Below are 14,479 nucleotides of genomic sequence, written 5' to 3' on the forward strand. Positions count from 1 at the left end.
TGCAGCCTACAGACGGATAAGGCGGCGCATTTTAGCAGAGCGCAGGGCTGTCGGTAAGCTGCGTGATTCAAATCAGCCAAATGGCGTTCAACCACGCTCAGGCTGGAAGCGCACCACGAAACCCTTGAGGTTTTGCTGGCGATTGAGCAAGTCGCGCAGGCGGTCAGCCTCGGCACGCTCGATCAGCGGACCGACAAACACCCGATTCTTGCCATCGGCGGAACGGATATAGGCGTTGTAACCCTGGCTGCGCAGGTTCTTCTGCAGTTTTTCCGCGCTTTCGCGACTGGTCAGGCTGGCCAGTTGCACCGACCAACTGACCGACAGGCCATTGGCATCGACGCGGCTTTGCGTGGTGTCCGGTTTCGGTGCCGCCGTGATCGGCTGGGTCGGGGCTGGCTTGACTGCTGGCGCAGCTGGAACAGGCGTTGGCGCGGCAGCCGGTTTGCTCGGCGTGGCCGGAGCCGGTGCCGTCGGCGCGGGCGCGATGGGCGCAGACGGCGCGGCGGGCTCCTCGGCCAATTCCTCGTCACTCGGAACCGGCTCCTGAGGCAACGCTTGCGGCTCGGGCACCGCCACCGGCTCGACCTGCACCGGCGGCACGGCGGGCGCCTGGGGCGCGGCGGGCGCATCGACCGTGACCTGGCGCTGCTCGTCCTGACGGGAAAACAGCATCGGCAGGAAGATCACCGCCAGGGCCACCAACACCAGGGCCCCGACCATGCGCTGCTTGTACGCCTTATCCAGCAATGCCATCTGCAGCTTCCTCCGAGGAGCGCCGGGCCAACCATTGGAGGGCCTCGGCTACGCAAAAAAATGATCCAAACAACAGAATCTCGTCGTCGGCCGTCGCCAGGGCGCACTGCCCTTCCAGCGCGTCAGCCACACTGGCGTAAGCATCAACCGAAGCGCCACGACCCTGCAAGGCTGCCTGCAACTCGCTGGCCGGACGGGAACGCGGCGAATCCAGCGGAGCGACGGCCCAGTGCTGGACAGTACCATCCAAGGCATCGACCACGCCATCGAGGTCCTTGTCGGACAGCAGCCCGAACACCGCCAGGCGCTTGCCCGCCACCGGCCGCCGCGCCAGGCGCTCCGCCAGGTACTGGGCGGCATGAGGGTTGTGGCCGACATCGAGCAGCAGGTTGAGACGCTTGCCCTGCCAATCGAACGAACGACGATCAAGACGACCGACGACGCGAGTCGCCTGCAACGCCTGGACAATCCGTCCCGCGTCCCACGGCAGATCCGCGAGCAAATAGGCCTGAAGCGCCAGCGCAGCGTTTTCCATCGGCAGGTCCAGGAGCGGCAGGTCGTGCAGCTCCACCGGATTGCCCTTGGCGTCACTGCCGCGCCATTGCCAGTGCTGCTCGGTCATGGCCAGGTCGAAATCCCGCCCACGCAGAAAAAATCGGCAATCAAGCTCGCGAACCTTGTCGAGCAAGGGCTGCGGGGGATCAAGGTCGCCACACAGCGCAGGCGCGCCCGGGCGGAAGATACCGGCCTTCTCGTAAGCCACGGATTCGCGGGTATCGCCCAGGTAATCGGCATGGTCCACGCCGATACTGGTGACCAGCGCGATGTCCGCATCCACCAGGTTGACCGCATCCAGCCGTCCGCCCAGGCCGACTTCCAGCACGACCGCATCCAGGCCGGCACGGGCGAACAGCCAGAACGCTGCCAGCGTGCCCATTTCGAAATACGTCAGGGAAGTCTCGCCCCGCCCGGCTTCCACCGCCGCGAAGGCTTCGCACAGTTCGGCATCGGAGGCTTCGACGCCATTGACCTGCACCCGCTCGTTGTAGCGCAGCAGGTGCGGCGAACTGTAGACACCGACACTCAGGCCCTGGCCCCGTAACAGCGAAGCCAGGAAGGCGCAGGTCGAACCCTTGCCGTTGGTGCCGGTAACCGTGATGACCCGGGGCGCCGGCCTGGCCAGTCCCATGCGGGACGCTACCGCTTGCGAGCGCTCCAACCCCATGTCGATGGCGGATGGATGCAATTGCTCAAGGTAGGCAAGCCAGTCGCCCAGGGTACGTTGGGTCATAGACCGGCAGGCGCCGGCGGAACCACGATCGGTTCGATCGGCGTGGCGACGAACTTCGGCGTCGGCAGGCCCATCAGTTGCGCCAGCAGGTTGCCCAGGCGTGGACGCAGCTCCTGGCGGTGAATGATCATGTCGATGGCGCCGTGCTCAAGCAGGAACTCGCTGCGCTGGAAACCTTCCGGCAGTTTTTCCCGCACGGTCTGTTCGATCACGCGAGGGCCGGCAAAGCCGATCAGCGCTTTCGGCTCGCCGACGATCACGTCACCGAGCATCGCCAGGCTGGCGGAGACGCCGCCGTAGACCGGGTCGGTCAGTACCGAAATGAACGGAATGCCTTCTTCACGCAGACGCGCCAGCACCGCGGAGGTCTTGGCCATTTGCATCAGCGAGATCAGCGCTTCCTGCATCCGCGCACCGCCGGATGCGGCGAAGCAGATCATCGGGCAACGGTTTTCCAGGGCATGGTTGGCGGCGCGAACGAAGCGCTCGCCGACGATGGCGCCCATGGAACCGCCCATGAAGGAGAACTCGAACGCCGACACCACCACCGGCATGCCCAGCAGGGTGCCGCTCATGGACACCAGCGCGTCTTTTTCGCCGGTCTGTTTCTGGGCGGCGGTCAGGCGGTCCTTGTATTTCTTGCCGTCGCGGAATTTCAGGCGGTCCACGGGCTCCAGTTCGGCGCCCAGTTCAACACGGCCTTCGGCGTCGAGGAAAATATCGATACGGGCACGCGCGCCGATGCGCATGTGGTGGTTGCACTTGGGGCAAACGTCCAGGGTCTTTTCCAGCTCGGGGCGGTAAAGCACCGCTTCGCAGGATGGACATTTGTGCCACAGACCTTCAGGCACCGAGCTTTTCTTCACCTCGGAACGCATGATCGAAGGGATCAGTTTGTCTACCAACCAGTTGCTCATGCTTCTTTCTCCAGTACCGGCGGCCCGAACGCTCTGGTTCGCGGCCCCGCGTATGCCCTTGAGCTCAAATTCATTGTGCGGCGAGGGTTGCGGACCGTCGCGGTCAGCGCGAAACATGACCTGCGTCCAGCCCCGCCATCCCCTGCCATCCCGACAACCGCTGCACGGCGATTGCCACTACGCTATCGGCCCGCCCGGAGGCGGCGCCTGCCTGCTTTGTACAGTGCAGGTATGGACGGCGGCAGTCTGCCAGCCGTCACATTGACTACTGGCTGCTGCGCACAGCAGCCATGAATGCGCGAATCTTTGCCGGATCCTTGAGGCCCTTGGCCTGCTCCACGCCACCACTGACGTCCACCGCATAGGGGCGGACCTGGGCAATGGCTGCCGCCACGTTGTCCGCCGTCAGGCCACCGGCAAGAATGATCGGCTTGGCAAGGCCTTGGGGGACCAGCGACCAGTCGAACGCTTCGCCGGTCCCGCCGGGAACGCCCTCGACGTAGGTGTCCAGCAAGATCCCGCTGGCACCGGCAAAGGCCTCGCAAGCCGCGGCAATGTCGTCGCCGGCCTTGACCCGCAGGGCCTTGATATAAGGGCGATGCCAGCCTTCACAATCGGCTGGCGTCTCGTCGCCATGAAACTGCAACAGCGCCAGCGGCACCGCATCGAGTATCTCGCCCAGCTCGCACCGGCTGGCGTTGACGAACAGACCGACCGGCGTCACGAATGGCGGCAAGGCCTGGATGATCGCCCTCGCCTGCTGCACCGTCACCGCCCGCGGACTCTTGGCGTAAAACACCAGCCCGATGGCGTCCGCCCCGGCCTCGACCGCCGCCAGCGCGTCCTCGACGCGAGTGATCCCGCATATCTTGCTGCGAACGACCGGCATGCTGGTGAAAACCTCAGGCAATTCCATGAAAGTCCCGGATGGTAACAAATGCAACGGAAGGCGTCAGCCGTCGAGTTCCGAGAAGCCTGTCAGGAAATGCGGCCCGATGTAACGCTCCGGCAGTTCGAATTCATCGTGATATTCCACCTGCACCAGGTACAGGCCAAACGGATGCGCCGTGACGCCACCGGAACGACGGATGCGGCTTTCCAGCACTTCCTTGATCCACTCGACCGGTCGCTCGCCCGCGCCAATGGTCATCAACACGCCGGCGATGTTGCGCACCATGTGATGCAGGAAGGCGCTGGCACGGATGTCGAGCACGATCATCTTGCCGTGACGGGTCACGCGCAAGTGATGCAGTTCCTTGATCGGCGACTTGGCCTGGCATTGGCCGGCGCGAAAGGCGCTGAAGTCATGGACGCCGACCAGATATTGCGCGGCCTCGGCCATGCGCTCGACGTCCAGCGGGCGGTGGTTCCAGGTGATTTCTTCGTTCAGGTGCGCCGGGCGGATCTGGTCGTTGTAGATCACATAGCGATAACGCCGGGCGATAGCCTTGAAGCGGGCATGGAAATGCGCCGGCATGGCCCTGGCCCAACTGACGCTGACATCGTGCGGCAAGTTGATATTGGCGCCCATGACCCAGGCCTTCATCGAGCGCTCGACCTGGGTATCGAAATGCACCACCTGCCCGCACGCGTGCACGCCGGCATCGGTACGCCCGGCGCAATGCAGCGACACGGGCGAGTCGGCGACTTTGGACAGGGCATTTTCAAGGGTTTCCTGCACCGTCAGGACGCCGGAGGCCTGACGCTGCCAGCCGCGATAGCGCGAGCCTTTGTATTCAACGCCCAGGGCGATCCGGAAAAAGCCGTCGGCCGCCATTTCTGCGGCCGGGTTGTCTATGTTTGCCAAGGAATTACAGCCTGCTGAGGTACGCAAAGGCGGGCATTATAAGGCCGGTGAGGCGCGATGCCAGTGCAACCGGTGGTTCTGCGCTGGAACTACTGGCGCTTTCGCGAGCAGGCTCGCTCCCACATTGTTTTGCGGCGCTCAGAGAACCCTGTGGGAGCGAGCCTGCTCGCGAAAGCGTCAGCCCAGACACATCCAATCCCCTGCAAACAAAAACGGCAGCCTCACCGGCTGCCGTTGTTGTTTAACCCATCACCTCAAGCCAGGCGCGACAACATTTCCTGCGCTTCACTCTTCTGCGTGGCATCGCCTTCGTTGAGGACTTCGCCGAGGATATCCCGGGCGCCGTCGTCGTCGCCCATGTCGATATAGGCCTGGGCCAGATCGAGCTTGGTCGCCACTTCGTTGGTGCCGCTGAGGAAGTCGAAATCCGGCTCGTCGTCAGCAGTTGCCAAGGCATCATCGGCCGTGAAGGTCGGTTGGCCGAGGCTGTCGGACAAACGATCCAGCTCGGCGTTGACATCGTCCAGCTCGGATTCGAAGGCATCCTTGGGCTGGTCATGGGCATCCATTTCGTCCGCCAGGGACAGGTCGAAATCCGCCGGCAGCTCAAGATCGTCGGCCGGGGTGTCGTTCAGGGCTGGCGTTTCGGCAGCCGGGACGTCCAGGCCCTTGAGGTCATCCTCCAGATCCAGCAGGAAGTCTTCATCCTCCAGCGCGGGTGCCGGCGCATCGGCGCCCAGGTCCAGGTCGAACTCCGACAGGTCGTCGAGGCTTTCGTTGGCCTCGGTCTGCTGCTTGAGCACCGACTCGAAACTCAGGTCATCGTCTTCCGGAAACGCGTCCAGCTCGTTGAGCGGCTCGGGTGCCGGCGCTGCGGGCGTCGTATCAAAGTCGTCCAGGCTCAGGTCAAAAGCGTTGTCGAGCTCTTCATCGGTCGCCGGCTTGTCTTCCAGCAGTTCCTTGACGTACTGCGCATCCAGTTCGGCAGCCACGGCTGCGGCCGCCAGGCCTGCGCCAGCGGCGACCGCCATGGCCGGGAAACGGCTCTTGAGTTGTTCGACCTGGGCGTAGTTCTCACCATTGGCCACCAGTTGGCGTTCCTGGGCAACAAAGGCGTCTCGATCGCCCTGTTGACCGTAGACCTCCATCAATTTCAGGCGCAGGTCACTGCGCTGCGGCTCGGCCTTGATGCCTTGCTCCAGCAGATCGGCCGCCTGGTTCAAACGACCGCGATCGATGTGCGACTGGGCCTGAGGCAGCACGTCGTCGGAACGATCGGCGGCCGGGGCCACCAACGGGGCGGCAATGGGCGGCGTGACAATCACCGGCGCAATCACCGGAGCCGGCTTGGGCACTGGCGCCGGGGCTGGCTTGGGTTCGAGTTTTACGCTGGGTGGTGGAACCTCAATGCCCTCGAAGCTGCTCGGGGGCAGATCGAGCTCCGGGGAGAAGTCGGCCTCCTCCTCGAGGGCTCGGGCCATGCGCAGATGTTTCTCGGCTTCCTGCTGGGCCTTGCGACGACGGGCAAGCAGCAACAGAAGCAGCAACAGGATCAACGCGCCGCCGCCAATCAGTCCCAGGAGGATCGGATTGGTCAACAGGTCGTTGTATTTCTTTTCATCGGAAGCGGCAGGTGTCGGCTCGACCGGTGCGGCGGGCGGCGTCGCTTCCGGAGCGGCCTCGGGTGCGGGTGCTGGCACCGGTGGCTGTGCCGTCGGCGCCGGGGTCAGCTCGGCCGACATCGTCGGGGTCGACTCGCCCGCGGGTGGGACAGCAGCGCCATCAGCCTGCATTTTCGCCAGCTGGTTGTTCTTCAGCTCGATCAGGCGCTGCAGCTTGTCCAGTTGGCTCTGCAGATCGGCCATGCGGCTTTTCAGTTCTTCGTTGTCGCGGCGAGCCGCATCGAGGCTTTCCTGGGTCACTGCAAGCTGATTGCTCAGTGCCTGGGCATCCCCGGCCGGCCCTTTGCCCTTGGCGCCGGCCTTCGCCGACTCGGCGGAAACCAGGCTCAGGTTGTCGCGCGCGGCGGCCTGGGCTGGCGCGCCCTCGGCAGCGCCCCGCTTGGTCGCGTCCAACTGTTGCCGGCCGTTACCCGCCACACCCCGACGCCCCTGGCGCCAGGCGGCGTTCTGTGCAGCCACTTCGGCGATGGCCTGGGGTTGCGGCAGCGCCGTGCTTTGCACCGGATCCGGCAGGCGCAACACCTGGCCGGTCTTGAGCAGGTTGATATTGCCGTTGATGAAGGCGTTCGGGTTCAGCGCCTGAATCGCCAGCATGGTTTGTTGCACCGAGCCACCATTGCGCACCTTGGCGGCGATTTCCCACAGGGTGTCGCGCGGCGTGGTGGTGTATTGGGACGGCTTGGTGGCCCCGGTGACCGGTGTGGAAACCGCTTGGGACGGCTTCGCCCGCGCAGCATCGGCGGCCTGCGGCGAGAATTTGGACGGATCGAGCAGCACGCTGTAGTCGCGCAGCAAGCGGCCGTTGGGCCACATCACCTGCACCAGGAACTTGACCATCGGCTCGGACAGCGGCCGGCTGGACGTCACCCGCAGGACACTGCGGCCGTTGGCGTTGATCACCGGGGTGAAGCTCAGGTCATTGAGGAAGGCTTGGCGGTCGATGCCCGCCTTGGCGAACTCTTCGGGGGGAGCCAGGCTCGGCACGACTTCGGCGGCGGTCAGTTGCTGGACATCGAGCAGCTCGATCTCGGCGACCAAAGGCTGGTTCGGCGGCGACTTCAGGGTCAACTCCCCGAGCCCGAGCGCTTGCGCCATACCGGAGGACAGCGCCGAGGCGGCCGCTATTGCTAACACCAGTTTGCGAACTTGAACCATAGCCTCTTCCTTTGTTTGAACATTCCTCGGCCAGCGAGAAGGTGTTGATGCCGCTGCCGTAAGGCATTGCGCGCAGCCCCGAAGCGACGGCGCGCGCGATCGTTTCACTCATGCCCGAGGACGCCCCGGGGAGGAGGTTCGCCTTCAGCACTCTGGCCAAGCATAGCGCCCAGCTAGACTCATTCGACAAATTGTTGCCAAGTATCTTTTACAGCAAGTCTTTTATCAACAACTCAGCCACCTGCACGGCATTGAGCGCCGCGCCCTTGCGCACGTTATCCGACGTCAGCCACAGATTCAGTTCCGCCGGATCGTCCACGCCACCGCGCACGCGCCCGACATAAACCACATCCTGGCCGACCGCATCGCCCACCGGCGTCGGGTAATCGCCCGCCTCCACCAGCTCAATGCCGGGCGCCGCCTCCAGGGCTGCGTTGACCTTCGCCAGGTCAACGGCGCTCGCGGACTGTACGGTCACGCTAAAGCTATCGCCGAAAAACACCGGCGCTTGAATGCAAGTGACGGAAATCTTTAACAAAGGTTGCGCAAGCACTTGGCGCAGCTCGCGGACCAGGCGCTTCTCCAGCAGCGTATGACCCTGCTCATCCGGGACACCGACCTGGGCCAGCAGGTTGAACGCCATCTGCCGATCGAAGAATTTCGGCTCCAGCGGACGGGCATTGAGCAACTCGGCGGTCTGGCGCGCCAACTCGCTCACCGCTGCGCGCCCCTGGGCGGAGACGGCGAGGCTGGCGGTCAGGCTGATGCGTTGCAGGTCCAGGCATTCGCGCAGCGGCGCCAGTACCACGGCGAGCGCGGTGGCCGAGGCGCTGGGGCTGCTGACCTGGAAGGGTTTGCCCAGGCCGGCCAGCAACTCGGCGTTGGCCTCTGGCACGATCTGCGGCGCCTGTTCCGGCGGCAGCGCGCCGGAGAGGTCGATCAGCGCGCAACCGGCGGCCGTGGCGCGCGGGGCAAAACTCAGGGTGACCGCCGGGCCGGCGGCGAAGAACACCAGTTGGACCTTGGCGAAATCGAATTCATCGACCTCGCGTACCCGCACGTTCTTGCCGCGAAACATTACCGAGCTCCCCGCCGACTCGCTGCTCGCCAGCAGGTGCAGGGTGCCGATCGGGAAATTTCGCTCTTCGAGAATCTGCACCAGGGTTTCGCCGACAGTACCGGTGGCGCCGATCACGGCAATATCAAAGGACTGGCTCATGGGTCTACCTCAGGTAAAACGTGGGGAGCGGCACTTTACCGGGTGGTGGGTAGGCAAGCAATTGCGGTGCCTGGAATGACCCTTTCGCGAGCAGGCTCGCACACGGGTTTTGTGTTCTACAGAGATCCCATGTGGGAGCGAGCCTGCTCGCGAAGAGGCCGGGTCAGATACCCCAACACCTCAGCGCTGTTTTCCAATAAAAAACCCGCACCTCTCGCAAGGCACGGGTTCTTCAACAGCAGCAACCGATCACCGCTCGAGCAGGATCCGCAGCATCCGCCGCAGCGGCTCGGCCGCGCCCCACAGCAGTTGGTCGCCGACGGTGAAAGCACCGACGAACTGCGAGCCCATGTTCAGTTTGCGCAGGCGGCCCACCGGCACGTTCAGGGTGCCGGTGACCTTGGTCGGGCTCAGCTCTTGAATGCTGGTTTCGCGGTTGTTCGGCACCAGCTTGACCCAAGGGTTGTGCTGGCTGATCAACCCTTCGATGTCGGCGATCGGCACGTCCTTGTTCAGCTTGATGGTCAGCGCCTGGCTATGGCAACGCATGGCGCCGATGCGCACGCAGATGCCGTCCACCGGGATCGGGCTCTTGAAGCGACCGAGGATCTTGTTGGTTTCGGCCTGGGCCTTCCACTCTTCACGGCTCTGGCCGTTAGGCAGTTCCTTGTCGATCCACGGGATCAGGCTGCCAGCCAGCGGCACGCCGAAGTTCTCGGTCGGATAGGCATCGCTGCGCATCGCCTCGGCGACCTTGCGGTCGATGTCGAGGATGGCGCTGGCCGGGTTGGCCAGGTCATCGGCGACAGCGGCGTGGGTCGCGCCCATCTGCTTGATCAGTTCGCGCATGTTCTGCGCGCCGGCACCGGAAGCCGCCTGATAGGTCATGGCGCTCATCCATTCCACCAGACCAGCCTCGAACAGGCCGCCCAGGCCCATCAGCATCAGGCTGACGGTGCAGTTGCCGCCGATGTAGTTCTTGGTGCCCGCGTCCAGTTGCTGGTCGATGACCTTGCGGTTGACCGGGTCGAGGATGATCACCGCGTCGTCCTGCATGCGCAGGCTGGAAGCGGCGTCGATCCAGTAACCCTGCCAGCCGGCTTCACGCAGCTTGGGGAACACTTCGCTGGTGTAGTCGCCGCCCTGGCAGGTCAGGATCACGTCGAGGCTCTTGAGCTCTTCGATGCTGTAGGCATCCTTGAGCACACCGGTGTCCTTGCCCACGGACGGGCCTTGGCCACCGACGTTGGAGGTGGTGAAAAACACCGGCTCAATGAGATCGAAATCCTGCTCTTCCAGCATCCGCTGCATGAGCACGGAACCGACCATGCCGCGCCAACCGATCAGACCTACACGTTTCATCGCAACTACACCTATACAAAAGTGGGCCACCGTCGAAGCAGTGGGCCCGAAAGATTACAGATTCCGCAGCGCGGCGACTACTGCATCGCCCATTTGCTGCGTACCGACCTTGGTGCAACCTTGTGACCAGATGTCACCGGTGCGCAAGCCCTGGTCCAGGACCACGCTGACGGCTTTTTCAATCGCGTCGGCGGCATCGTTCAAGTTGAAGCTGTAGCGCAGCATCATCGACACCGACAGGATGGTCGCCAACGGGTTGGCAATGCCCTGCCCGGCGATGTCCGGCGCCGAACCGTGGCACGGCTCGTACATGCCCTTGTTATTGGCATCCAGGGAGGCCGACGGCAGCATGCCGATGGAACCGGTGAGCATCGACGCTTCGTCGGACAGGATGTCGCCGAACATGTTGTCGGTGACGATCACGTCGAACTGCTTCGGCGCGCGCACCAGTTGCATCGCGGCGTTGTCGACGTACATGTGGCTCAGCTCGATGTCCGGGTAATCCTTGGCCACCTGCTCGACCACTTCGCGCCACAGTTGGCTGGAAGCGAGCACGTTGGCCTTGTCCACCGAGCACAGCTTCTTGCCACGCACGCGGGCCATGTCGAAGCCGACCCGGGCGATACGGCGGATTTCGCTTTCGCTGTACGGCAGGGTGTCGTAGGCCTGGCGCTCGCCGTTTTCCAGCTCACGGGTACCGCGCGGGGCACCGAAGTAGATACCGCCGGTCAGCTCGCGAACGATGAGGATGTCCAGGCCGGAGACGATTTCCGGCTTCAGGCTCGATGCATCGGCCAGTTGCGGATAAAGGATCGCCGGACGCAGGTTGCCGAACAGGCCCAGTTGCGCGCGGATCTTCAGCAGCCCGCGCTCGGGGCGGATGTCGCGTTCGATCTTGTCCCATTTCGGCCCGCCCACGGCGCCCAGCAGCACGGCATCGGCGGCACGGGCCCGGTCCAGGGTTTCATCAGCCAGCGGCACGCCGCTTGTCGATGGCGGCGCCACCGATCACGTCGTGGCTGAGTTCGAAACCCAGGCCGTACTTGGCGTTCGCCAGCTCCAGGACCTTGACCGCCTCGGCCATGATTTCCGGGCCGATGCCATCACCTGGGAGAATCAGAATCTGCTTGCTCATGCTTTCCTCGTTAACTGTCGGCGCCCTTGGGCTAGCCGGGAAAAAATGCTATCGCTCGGCCCACAGCACCAGTACATCCGTACTGAACGAACCATCGGCCTCAATCTGAAAATATTCACGCACTTCATCGCCCATCGAGCGCTGCAGCTCGAGAATCGCCGCCCGCATTACCTCCGGGGTACGCATGCGCTCGACCCACGAACGGTATTCCAGGCGCAGACGCTGGCGCGAGGTGCTACGAGTGTGCAGCCCCGCGTCGCTGATTTGCTGCAACCACTCGGCGGCCGAATAGTCGCGCACATGACTGGTGTCCCGCAGCACTTCGACGCTTTGCAGGTAGGTATCGAGCAGCGGCATGCCCGGCGACAGGATATCAATGAACGCCGCTACGCCGCCCGGCTTGAGCACCCGGCGCACTTCCCGCAACGCCAGGCCCAGGTCACTCCAATGATGCGCCGAATAGCGGCTGAACACGAAGTCGAACTCACCGTCGGCGAACGGCAGCCGCTCGGCGGCGCCACGTACCGTGCCGATATTGCCCAGGCCACGCTCGGCCGCCGCCGCGGCAACCACGTCGAGCATCTGCTGGGACAGGTCGTAGGCCACCACTTCACCGGCCAGCGGCGCCACATGGAAACTTACATGCCCGGCGCCACAGCCCAGGTCCAGCACACGGGCATTGGCGTGACCGGCGAGCTCGGCCTGCAGCAGGGCAAATTCGGCGCCCTGGGCGTGCACGGCGCTGCTCAGGTAGGCCGAGGCCTGTTCGCCGAATTGCTTTTGTACGACTTGGCTGTGGGCGGTGCTGGTCATGGGGACTTCCTTTTGGGCTGTAGCCTTGTGGTGTCAGCACCGCCGTCTTCGCGAGCGGGCTCGCTCCCACACTGGATTTGCGCCATCCCTGTGGGAGCGAGCCGGCTCGCGAAGAGGCCAGCACTGACTACATCAACCTCACATCAATCAAGCATCACGAAACAACCAAGGCTGGCTCGCCCGGTGCTTGGCTTCGAACGCGGCAATCGCCTCGCCGTCCTGCAGGGTCAGGCCGATGTCGTCCAGGCCGTTGAGCAGGCAGTGCTTGCGGAACGCGTCGATTTCAAAACCCAGTACCTTGCCGTCGGGACGGGTCACGGTCTGCGCCGCCAGGTCGATCTGCAGTTGATAGCCAGGGTTGGCCTCGACCTGCTGGAACAGCTCGTCCACTTCGGCGTCGCTGAGAATGATCGGCAGCAAGCCGTTCTTGAAGCTGTTGTTGAAGAAGATGTCGGCGTAGCTCGGCGCGATGATGCTGCGAAAACCGTACTCTTCCAGGGCCCATGGCGCGTGCTCGCGGCTCGAACCGCAACCGAAGTTCTCGCGGGCCAGCAATACGCTGGCGCCTTGGTAACGCTCGGCATTGAGCACGAAATCCTTGTTCAACGGCCGCTTGGAGTTGTCCTGGTACGGCTGGCCCACATCCAGGTAACGCCATTCGTCAAACAGGTTCGGGCCGAAGCCGGTGCGCTTGATGGACTTCAGGAATTGCTTGGGGATGATCTGGTCGGTGTCGACGTTGGCACGATCCAAAGGCGCGACAAGACCGGTGTGCTGGGTGAAAGCTTTCATGCTGCGCTCCTTCAGATCAATTCGCGGACATCGACAAAACGGCCGTTGACGGCAGCGGCGGCGGCCATCGCCGGGCTCACCAGGTGCGTACGCCCACCGGCGCCCTGGCGACCTTCGAAGTTTCGGTTGGACGTCGAGGCGCAGTGCTCGCCCGACTCCAGGCGATCCGGGTTCATCGCCAGGCACATCGAGCACCCCGGCTCGCGCCATTCGAAACCGGCCTCGAGGAAAATCTTGTCCAGCCCTTCCGCTTCGGCCTGGGCTTTCACCAGCCCCGAGCCCGGCACCACGATCGCCTGTTTGATCGTCGAGGCCACCTTGCGGCCCTTGGCGATCACGGCGGCGGCGCGCAGGTCTTCGATCCGCGAGTTGGTGCAGGAGCCGATGAACACACGGTCGAGCTGAATGTCGGTGATCGCCTGGTTGGCGCTCAGGCCCATGTATTTCAAGGCACGGACGATGGAGTCACGCTTGACCAGATCCATTTCCTTGGCTGGATCCGGCACGTTCTGGTCCACCGCCAGAACCATTTCCGGCGAAGTGCCCCAGCTGACTTGCGGCTTGATCTGCGTCGCGTCGAGCTCGACCACGGTGTCGAACCTGGCGTCCGGGTCGGAGACCAGGTCTTTCCAGGCTTCGACCGCCATGTCCCATTCGGCGCCTTTCGGGGAGAACGGCCGGCCCTTGACGTATTCCACGGTTTTTTCATCGGCCGCCACCAACCCGACGCGCGCGCCGGCTTCGATGGACATGTTGCAGATGGTCATGCGGCCTTCGACGGACAAATCGCGGATCGCGCTACCAGCAAACTCGATCGCGTGGCCGTTACCGCCGGCGGTGCCGATCTTGCCGATCACGGCCAGGACGATGTCCTTGGCGGTCACGCCGAATGGCAGCTTGCCCTCGACGCGCACCAGCATGTTTTTCATTTTCTTGGCGACCAGGCACTGGGTGGCGAGCACGTGCTCGACCTCGGAAGTACCGATGCCATGGGCCAGCGCACCGAAGGCGCCGTGGGTCGAAGTATGCGAGTCACCACAGACCACGGTCATGCCCGGCAAGGTCGCGCCCTGCTCCGGGCCGATCACGTGGACGATGCCCTGGCGGACGTCATTCATCTTGAATTCGACGATGCCGTATTCATCACAGTTGTCGTCAAGGGTCTGCACTTGCAGCCGCGAAACCTGGTCGGCAATGGCTTCGATGCCACCCTTGCGCTCCGGCGTGGTCGGCACGTTGTGGTCCGGGGTCGCGATGTTGGCATCGATGCGCCAAGGCTTGCGCCCGGCCAGGCGCAGACCTTCGAAGGCTTGCGGCGAGGTCACTTCGTGAATGATGTGGCGGTCGATGTAGATCAGCGCCGAGCCATCGTCGCGCTGCTTGACCAAATGCGAATCCCAGAGCTTGTCGTAGAGCGTTTTGCCGGCCATCAGACGGTTTCCTCATCAGCTTGTTTCTATGCCCTGGGTCCTGAGCGGATCAATAACCCCTTGGCTTGTGAGGCTGATGGTAAGAGGCTACATTAAATAACTCAAATTCATATTTTTCAT

Annotated in this window: 11 protein-coding genes and 1 pseudogene; all 12 read right to left on the minus strand. The window is 63.7% G+C overall.

Going from position 1 to position 14,479, the window contains the following annotated elements:
- Positions 1–87: 87 nt before the first annotated feature.
- The gene (locus PSH78_RS17645) at positions 88–756 is read right to left on the minus strand and encodes an SPOR domain-containing protein (protein ID WP_305495816.1); all 669 of its coding nucleotides are present in this window, start codon (positions 754–756) and stop codon (positions 88–90) included.
- Positions 740–2,047: a bifunctional tetrahydrofolate synthase/dihydrofolate synthase gene (folC, locus tag PSH78_RS17650; RefSeq protein ID WP_305495817.1), complete on the minus strand. Its 1,308-nt coding sequence runs from the start codon at positions 2,045–2,047 to the stop codon at positions 740–742. The genes PSH78_RS17645 and folC overlap by 17 nt, the downstream gene beginning before the upstream one ends.
- Positions 2,044–2,964 (minus strand): acetyl-CoA carboxylase, carboxyltransferase subunit beta, encoded by a 921-nt coding sequence (gene accD / locus PSH78_RS17655; protein WP_305495819.1) that lies wholly within the window; start codon positions 2,962–2,964, stop codon positions 2,044–2,046. The genes folC and accD overlap by 4 nt, the downstream gene beginning before the upstream one ends.
- A 265-nt stretch (positions 2,965–3,229) precedes the next feature.
- On the minus strand, positions 3,230–3,853 hold the full coding sequence (locus tag PSH78_RS17660; RefSeq protein ID WP_305501311.1) for a phosphoribosylanthranilate isomerase: 624 nt from the start codon (positions 3,851–3,853) through the stop codon (positions 3,230–3,232).
- Between the two features lie 63 nt (positions 3,854–3,916).
- Positions 3,917–4,741, minus strand: a complete 825-nt coding sequence (gene truA / locus PSH78_RS17665) for a tRNA pseudouridine(38-40) synthase TruA (RefSeq protein ID WP_305501312.1) — start codon at positions 4,739–4,741, stop codon at positions 3,917–3,919.
- A 284-nt stretch (positions 4,742–5,025) separates the two neighbouring features.
- The gene (locus PSH78_RS17670; RefSeq protein WP_305495820.1) at positions 5,026–7,608 is read right to left on the minus strand and encodes a FimV/HubP family polar landmark protein; all 2,583 of its coding nucleotides are present in this window, start codon (positions 7,606–7,608) and stop codon (positions 5,026–5,028) included.
- Positions 7,609–7,816: 208 nt separating this feature from the next.
- Positions 7,817–8,827, minus strand: a complete 1,011-nt coding sequence (locus tag PSH78_RS17675) for an aspartate-semialdehyde dehydrogenase (protein WP_305495821.1) — start codon at positions 8,825–8,827, stop codon at positions 7,817–7,819.
- A gap of 249 nt (positions 8,828–9,076) precedes the next feature.
- On the minus strand, positions 9,077–10,189 hold the full coding sequence (gene asd / locus PSH78_RS17680) for an aspartate-semialdehyde dehydrogenase (RefSeq protein WP_305495823.1): 1,113 nt from the start codon (positions 10,187–10,189) through the stop codon (positions 9,077–9,079).
- Between the two features lie 54 nt (positions 10,190–10,243).
- Positions 10,244–11,324, minus strand: a pseudogene (gene leuB / locus PSH78_RS17685) (3-isopropylmalate dehydrogenase).
- 48 nt (positions 11,325–11,372) lie between these two features.
- Positions 11,373–12,137: a class I SAM-dependent methyltransferase gene (locus PSH78_RS17690; protein ID WP_305495825.1), complete on the minus strand. Its 765-nt coding sequence runs from the start codon at positions 12,135–12,137 to the stop codon at positions 11,373–11,375.
- A 147-nt stretch (positions 12,138–12,284) separates the two neighbouring features.
- Positions 12,285–12,929 carry a 3-isopropylmalate dehydratase small subunit gene (gene leuD, locus PSH78_RS17695; RefSeq protein WP_030142033.1) on the minus strand — a complete coding sequence of 215 codons (645 nt, stop codon included), beginning with the start codon at positions 12,927–12,929 and terminating at the stop codon, positions 12,285–12,287.
- An 11-nt stretch (positions 12,930–12,940) separates the two neighbouring features.
- Positions 12,941–14,359, minus strand: coding sequence for a 3-isopropylmalate dehydratase large subunit (gene leuC, locus PSH78_RS17700; RefSeq protein ID WP_305495827.1), 1,419 nt, complete (start codon positions 14,357–14,359; stop codon positions 12,941–12,943).
- Between the last annotated feature and the right edge of the window lie 120 nt (positions 14,360–14,479).

The organism is Pseudomonas sp. FP198 (genome assembly GCF_030687895.1).
Lineage (GTDB): Bacteria > Pseudomonadota > Gammaproteobacteria > Pseudomonadales > Pseudomonadaceae > Aquipseudomonas.

Excerpts from the sequence above, each read along its gene's own strand:
- asd (WP_305495823.1), bottom strand. The coding sequence starts at position 10,189 with ATGAAACGTGTAGGTCTGATCGGTTGGCGCGGCATGGTCGGTTCCGTG.
- truA (WP_305501312.1), bottom strand. The coding sequence starts at position 4,741 with ATGGCGGCCGACGGCTTTTTCCGGATCGCCCTGGGCGTTGAATACAAA.
- leuC (WP_305495827.1), bottom strand. The coding sequence starts at position 14,359 with ATGGCCGGCAAAACGCTCTACGACAAGCTCTGGGATTCGCATTTGGTC.
- PSH78_RS17675 (WP_305495821.1), bottom strand. The coding sequence starts at position 8,827 with ATGAGCCAGTCCTTTGATATTGCCGTGATCGGCGCCACCGGTACTGTC.
- PSH78_RS17660 (WP_305501311.1), bottom strand. The coding sequence starts at position 3,853 with ATGCCGGTCGTTCGCAGCAAGATATGCGGGATCACTCGCGTCGAGGAC.
- PSH78_RS17690 (WP_305495825.1), bottom strand. The coding sequence starts at position 12,137 with ATGACCAGCACCGCCCACAGCCAAGTCGTACAAAAGCAATTCGGCGAA.
- folC (WP_305495817.1), bottom strand. The coding sequence starts at position 2,047 with ATGACCCAACGTACCCTGGGCGACTGGCTTGCCTACCTTGAGCAATTG.
- leuD (WP_030142033.1), bottom strand. The coding sequence starts at position 12,929 with ATGAAAGCTTTCACCCAGCACACCGGTCTTGTCGCGCCTTTGGATCGT.
- PSH78_RS17670 (WP_305495820.1), bottom strand. The coding sequence starts at position 7,608 with ATGGTTCAAGTTCGCAAACTGGTGTTAGCAATAGCGGCCGCCTCGGCG.
- accD (WP_305495819.1), bottom strand. The coding sequence starts at position 2,964 with ATGAGCAACTGGTTGGTAGACAAACTGATCCCTTCGATCATGCGTTCC.
- PSH78_RS17645 (WP_305495816.1), bottom strand. The coding sequence starts at position 756 with ATGGCATTGCTGGATAAGGCGTACAAGCAGCGCATGGTCGGGGCCCTG.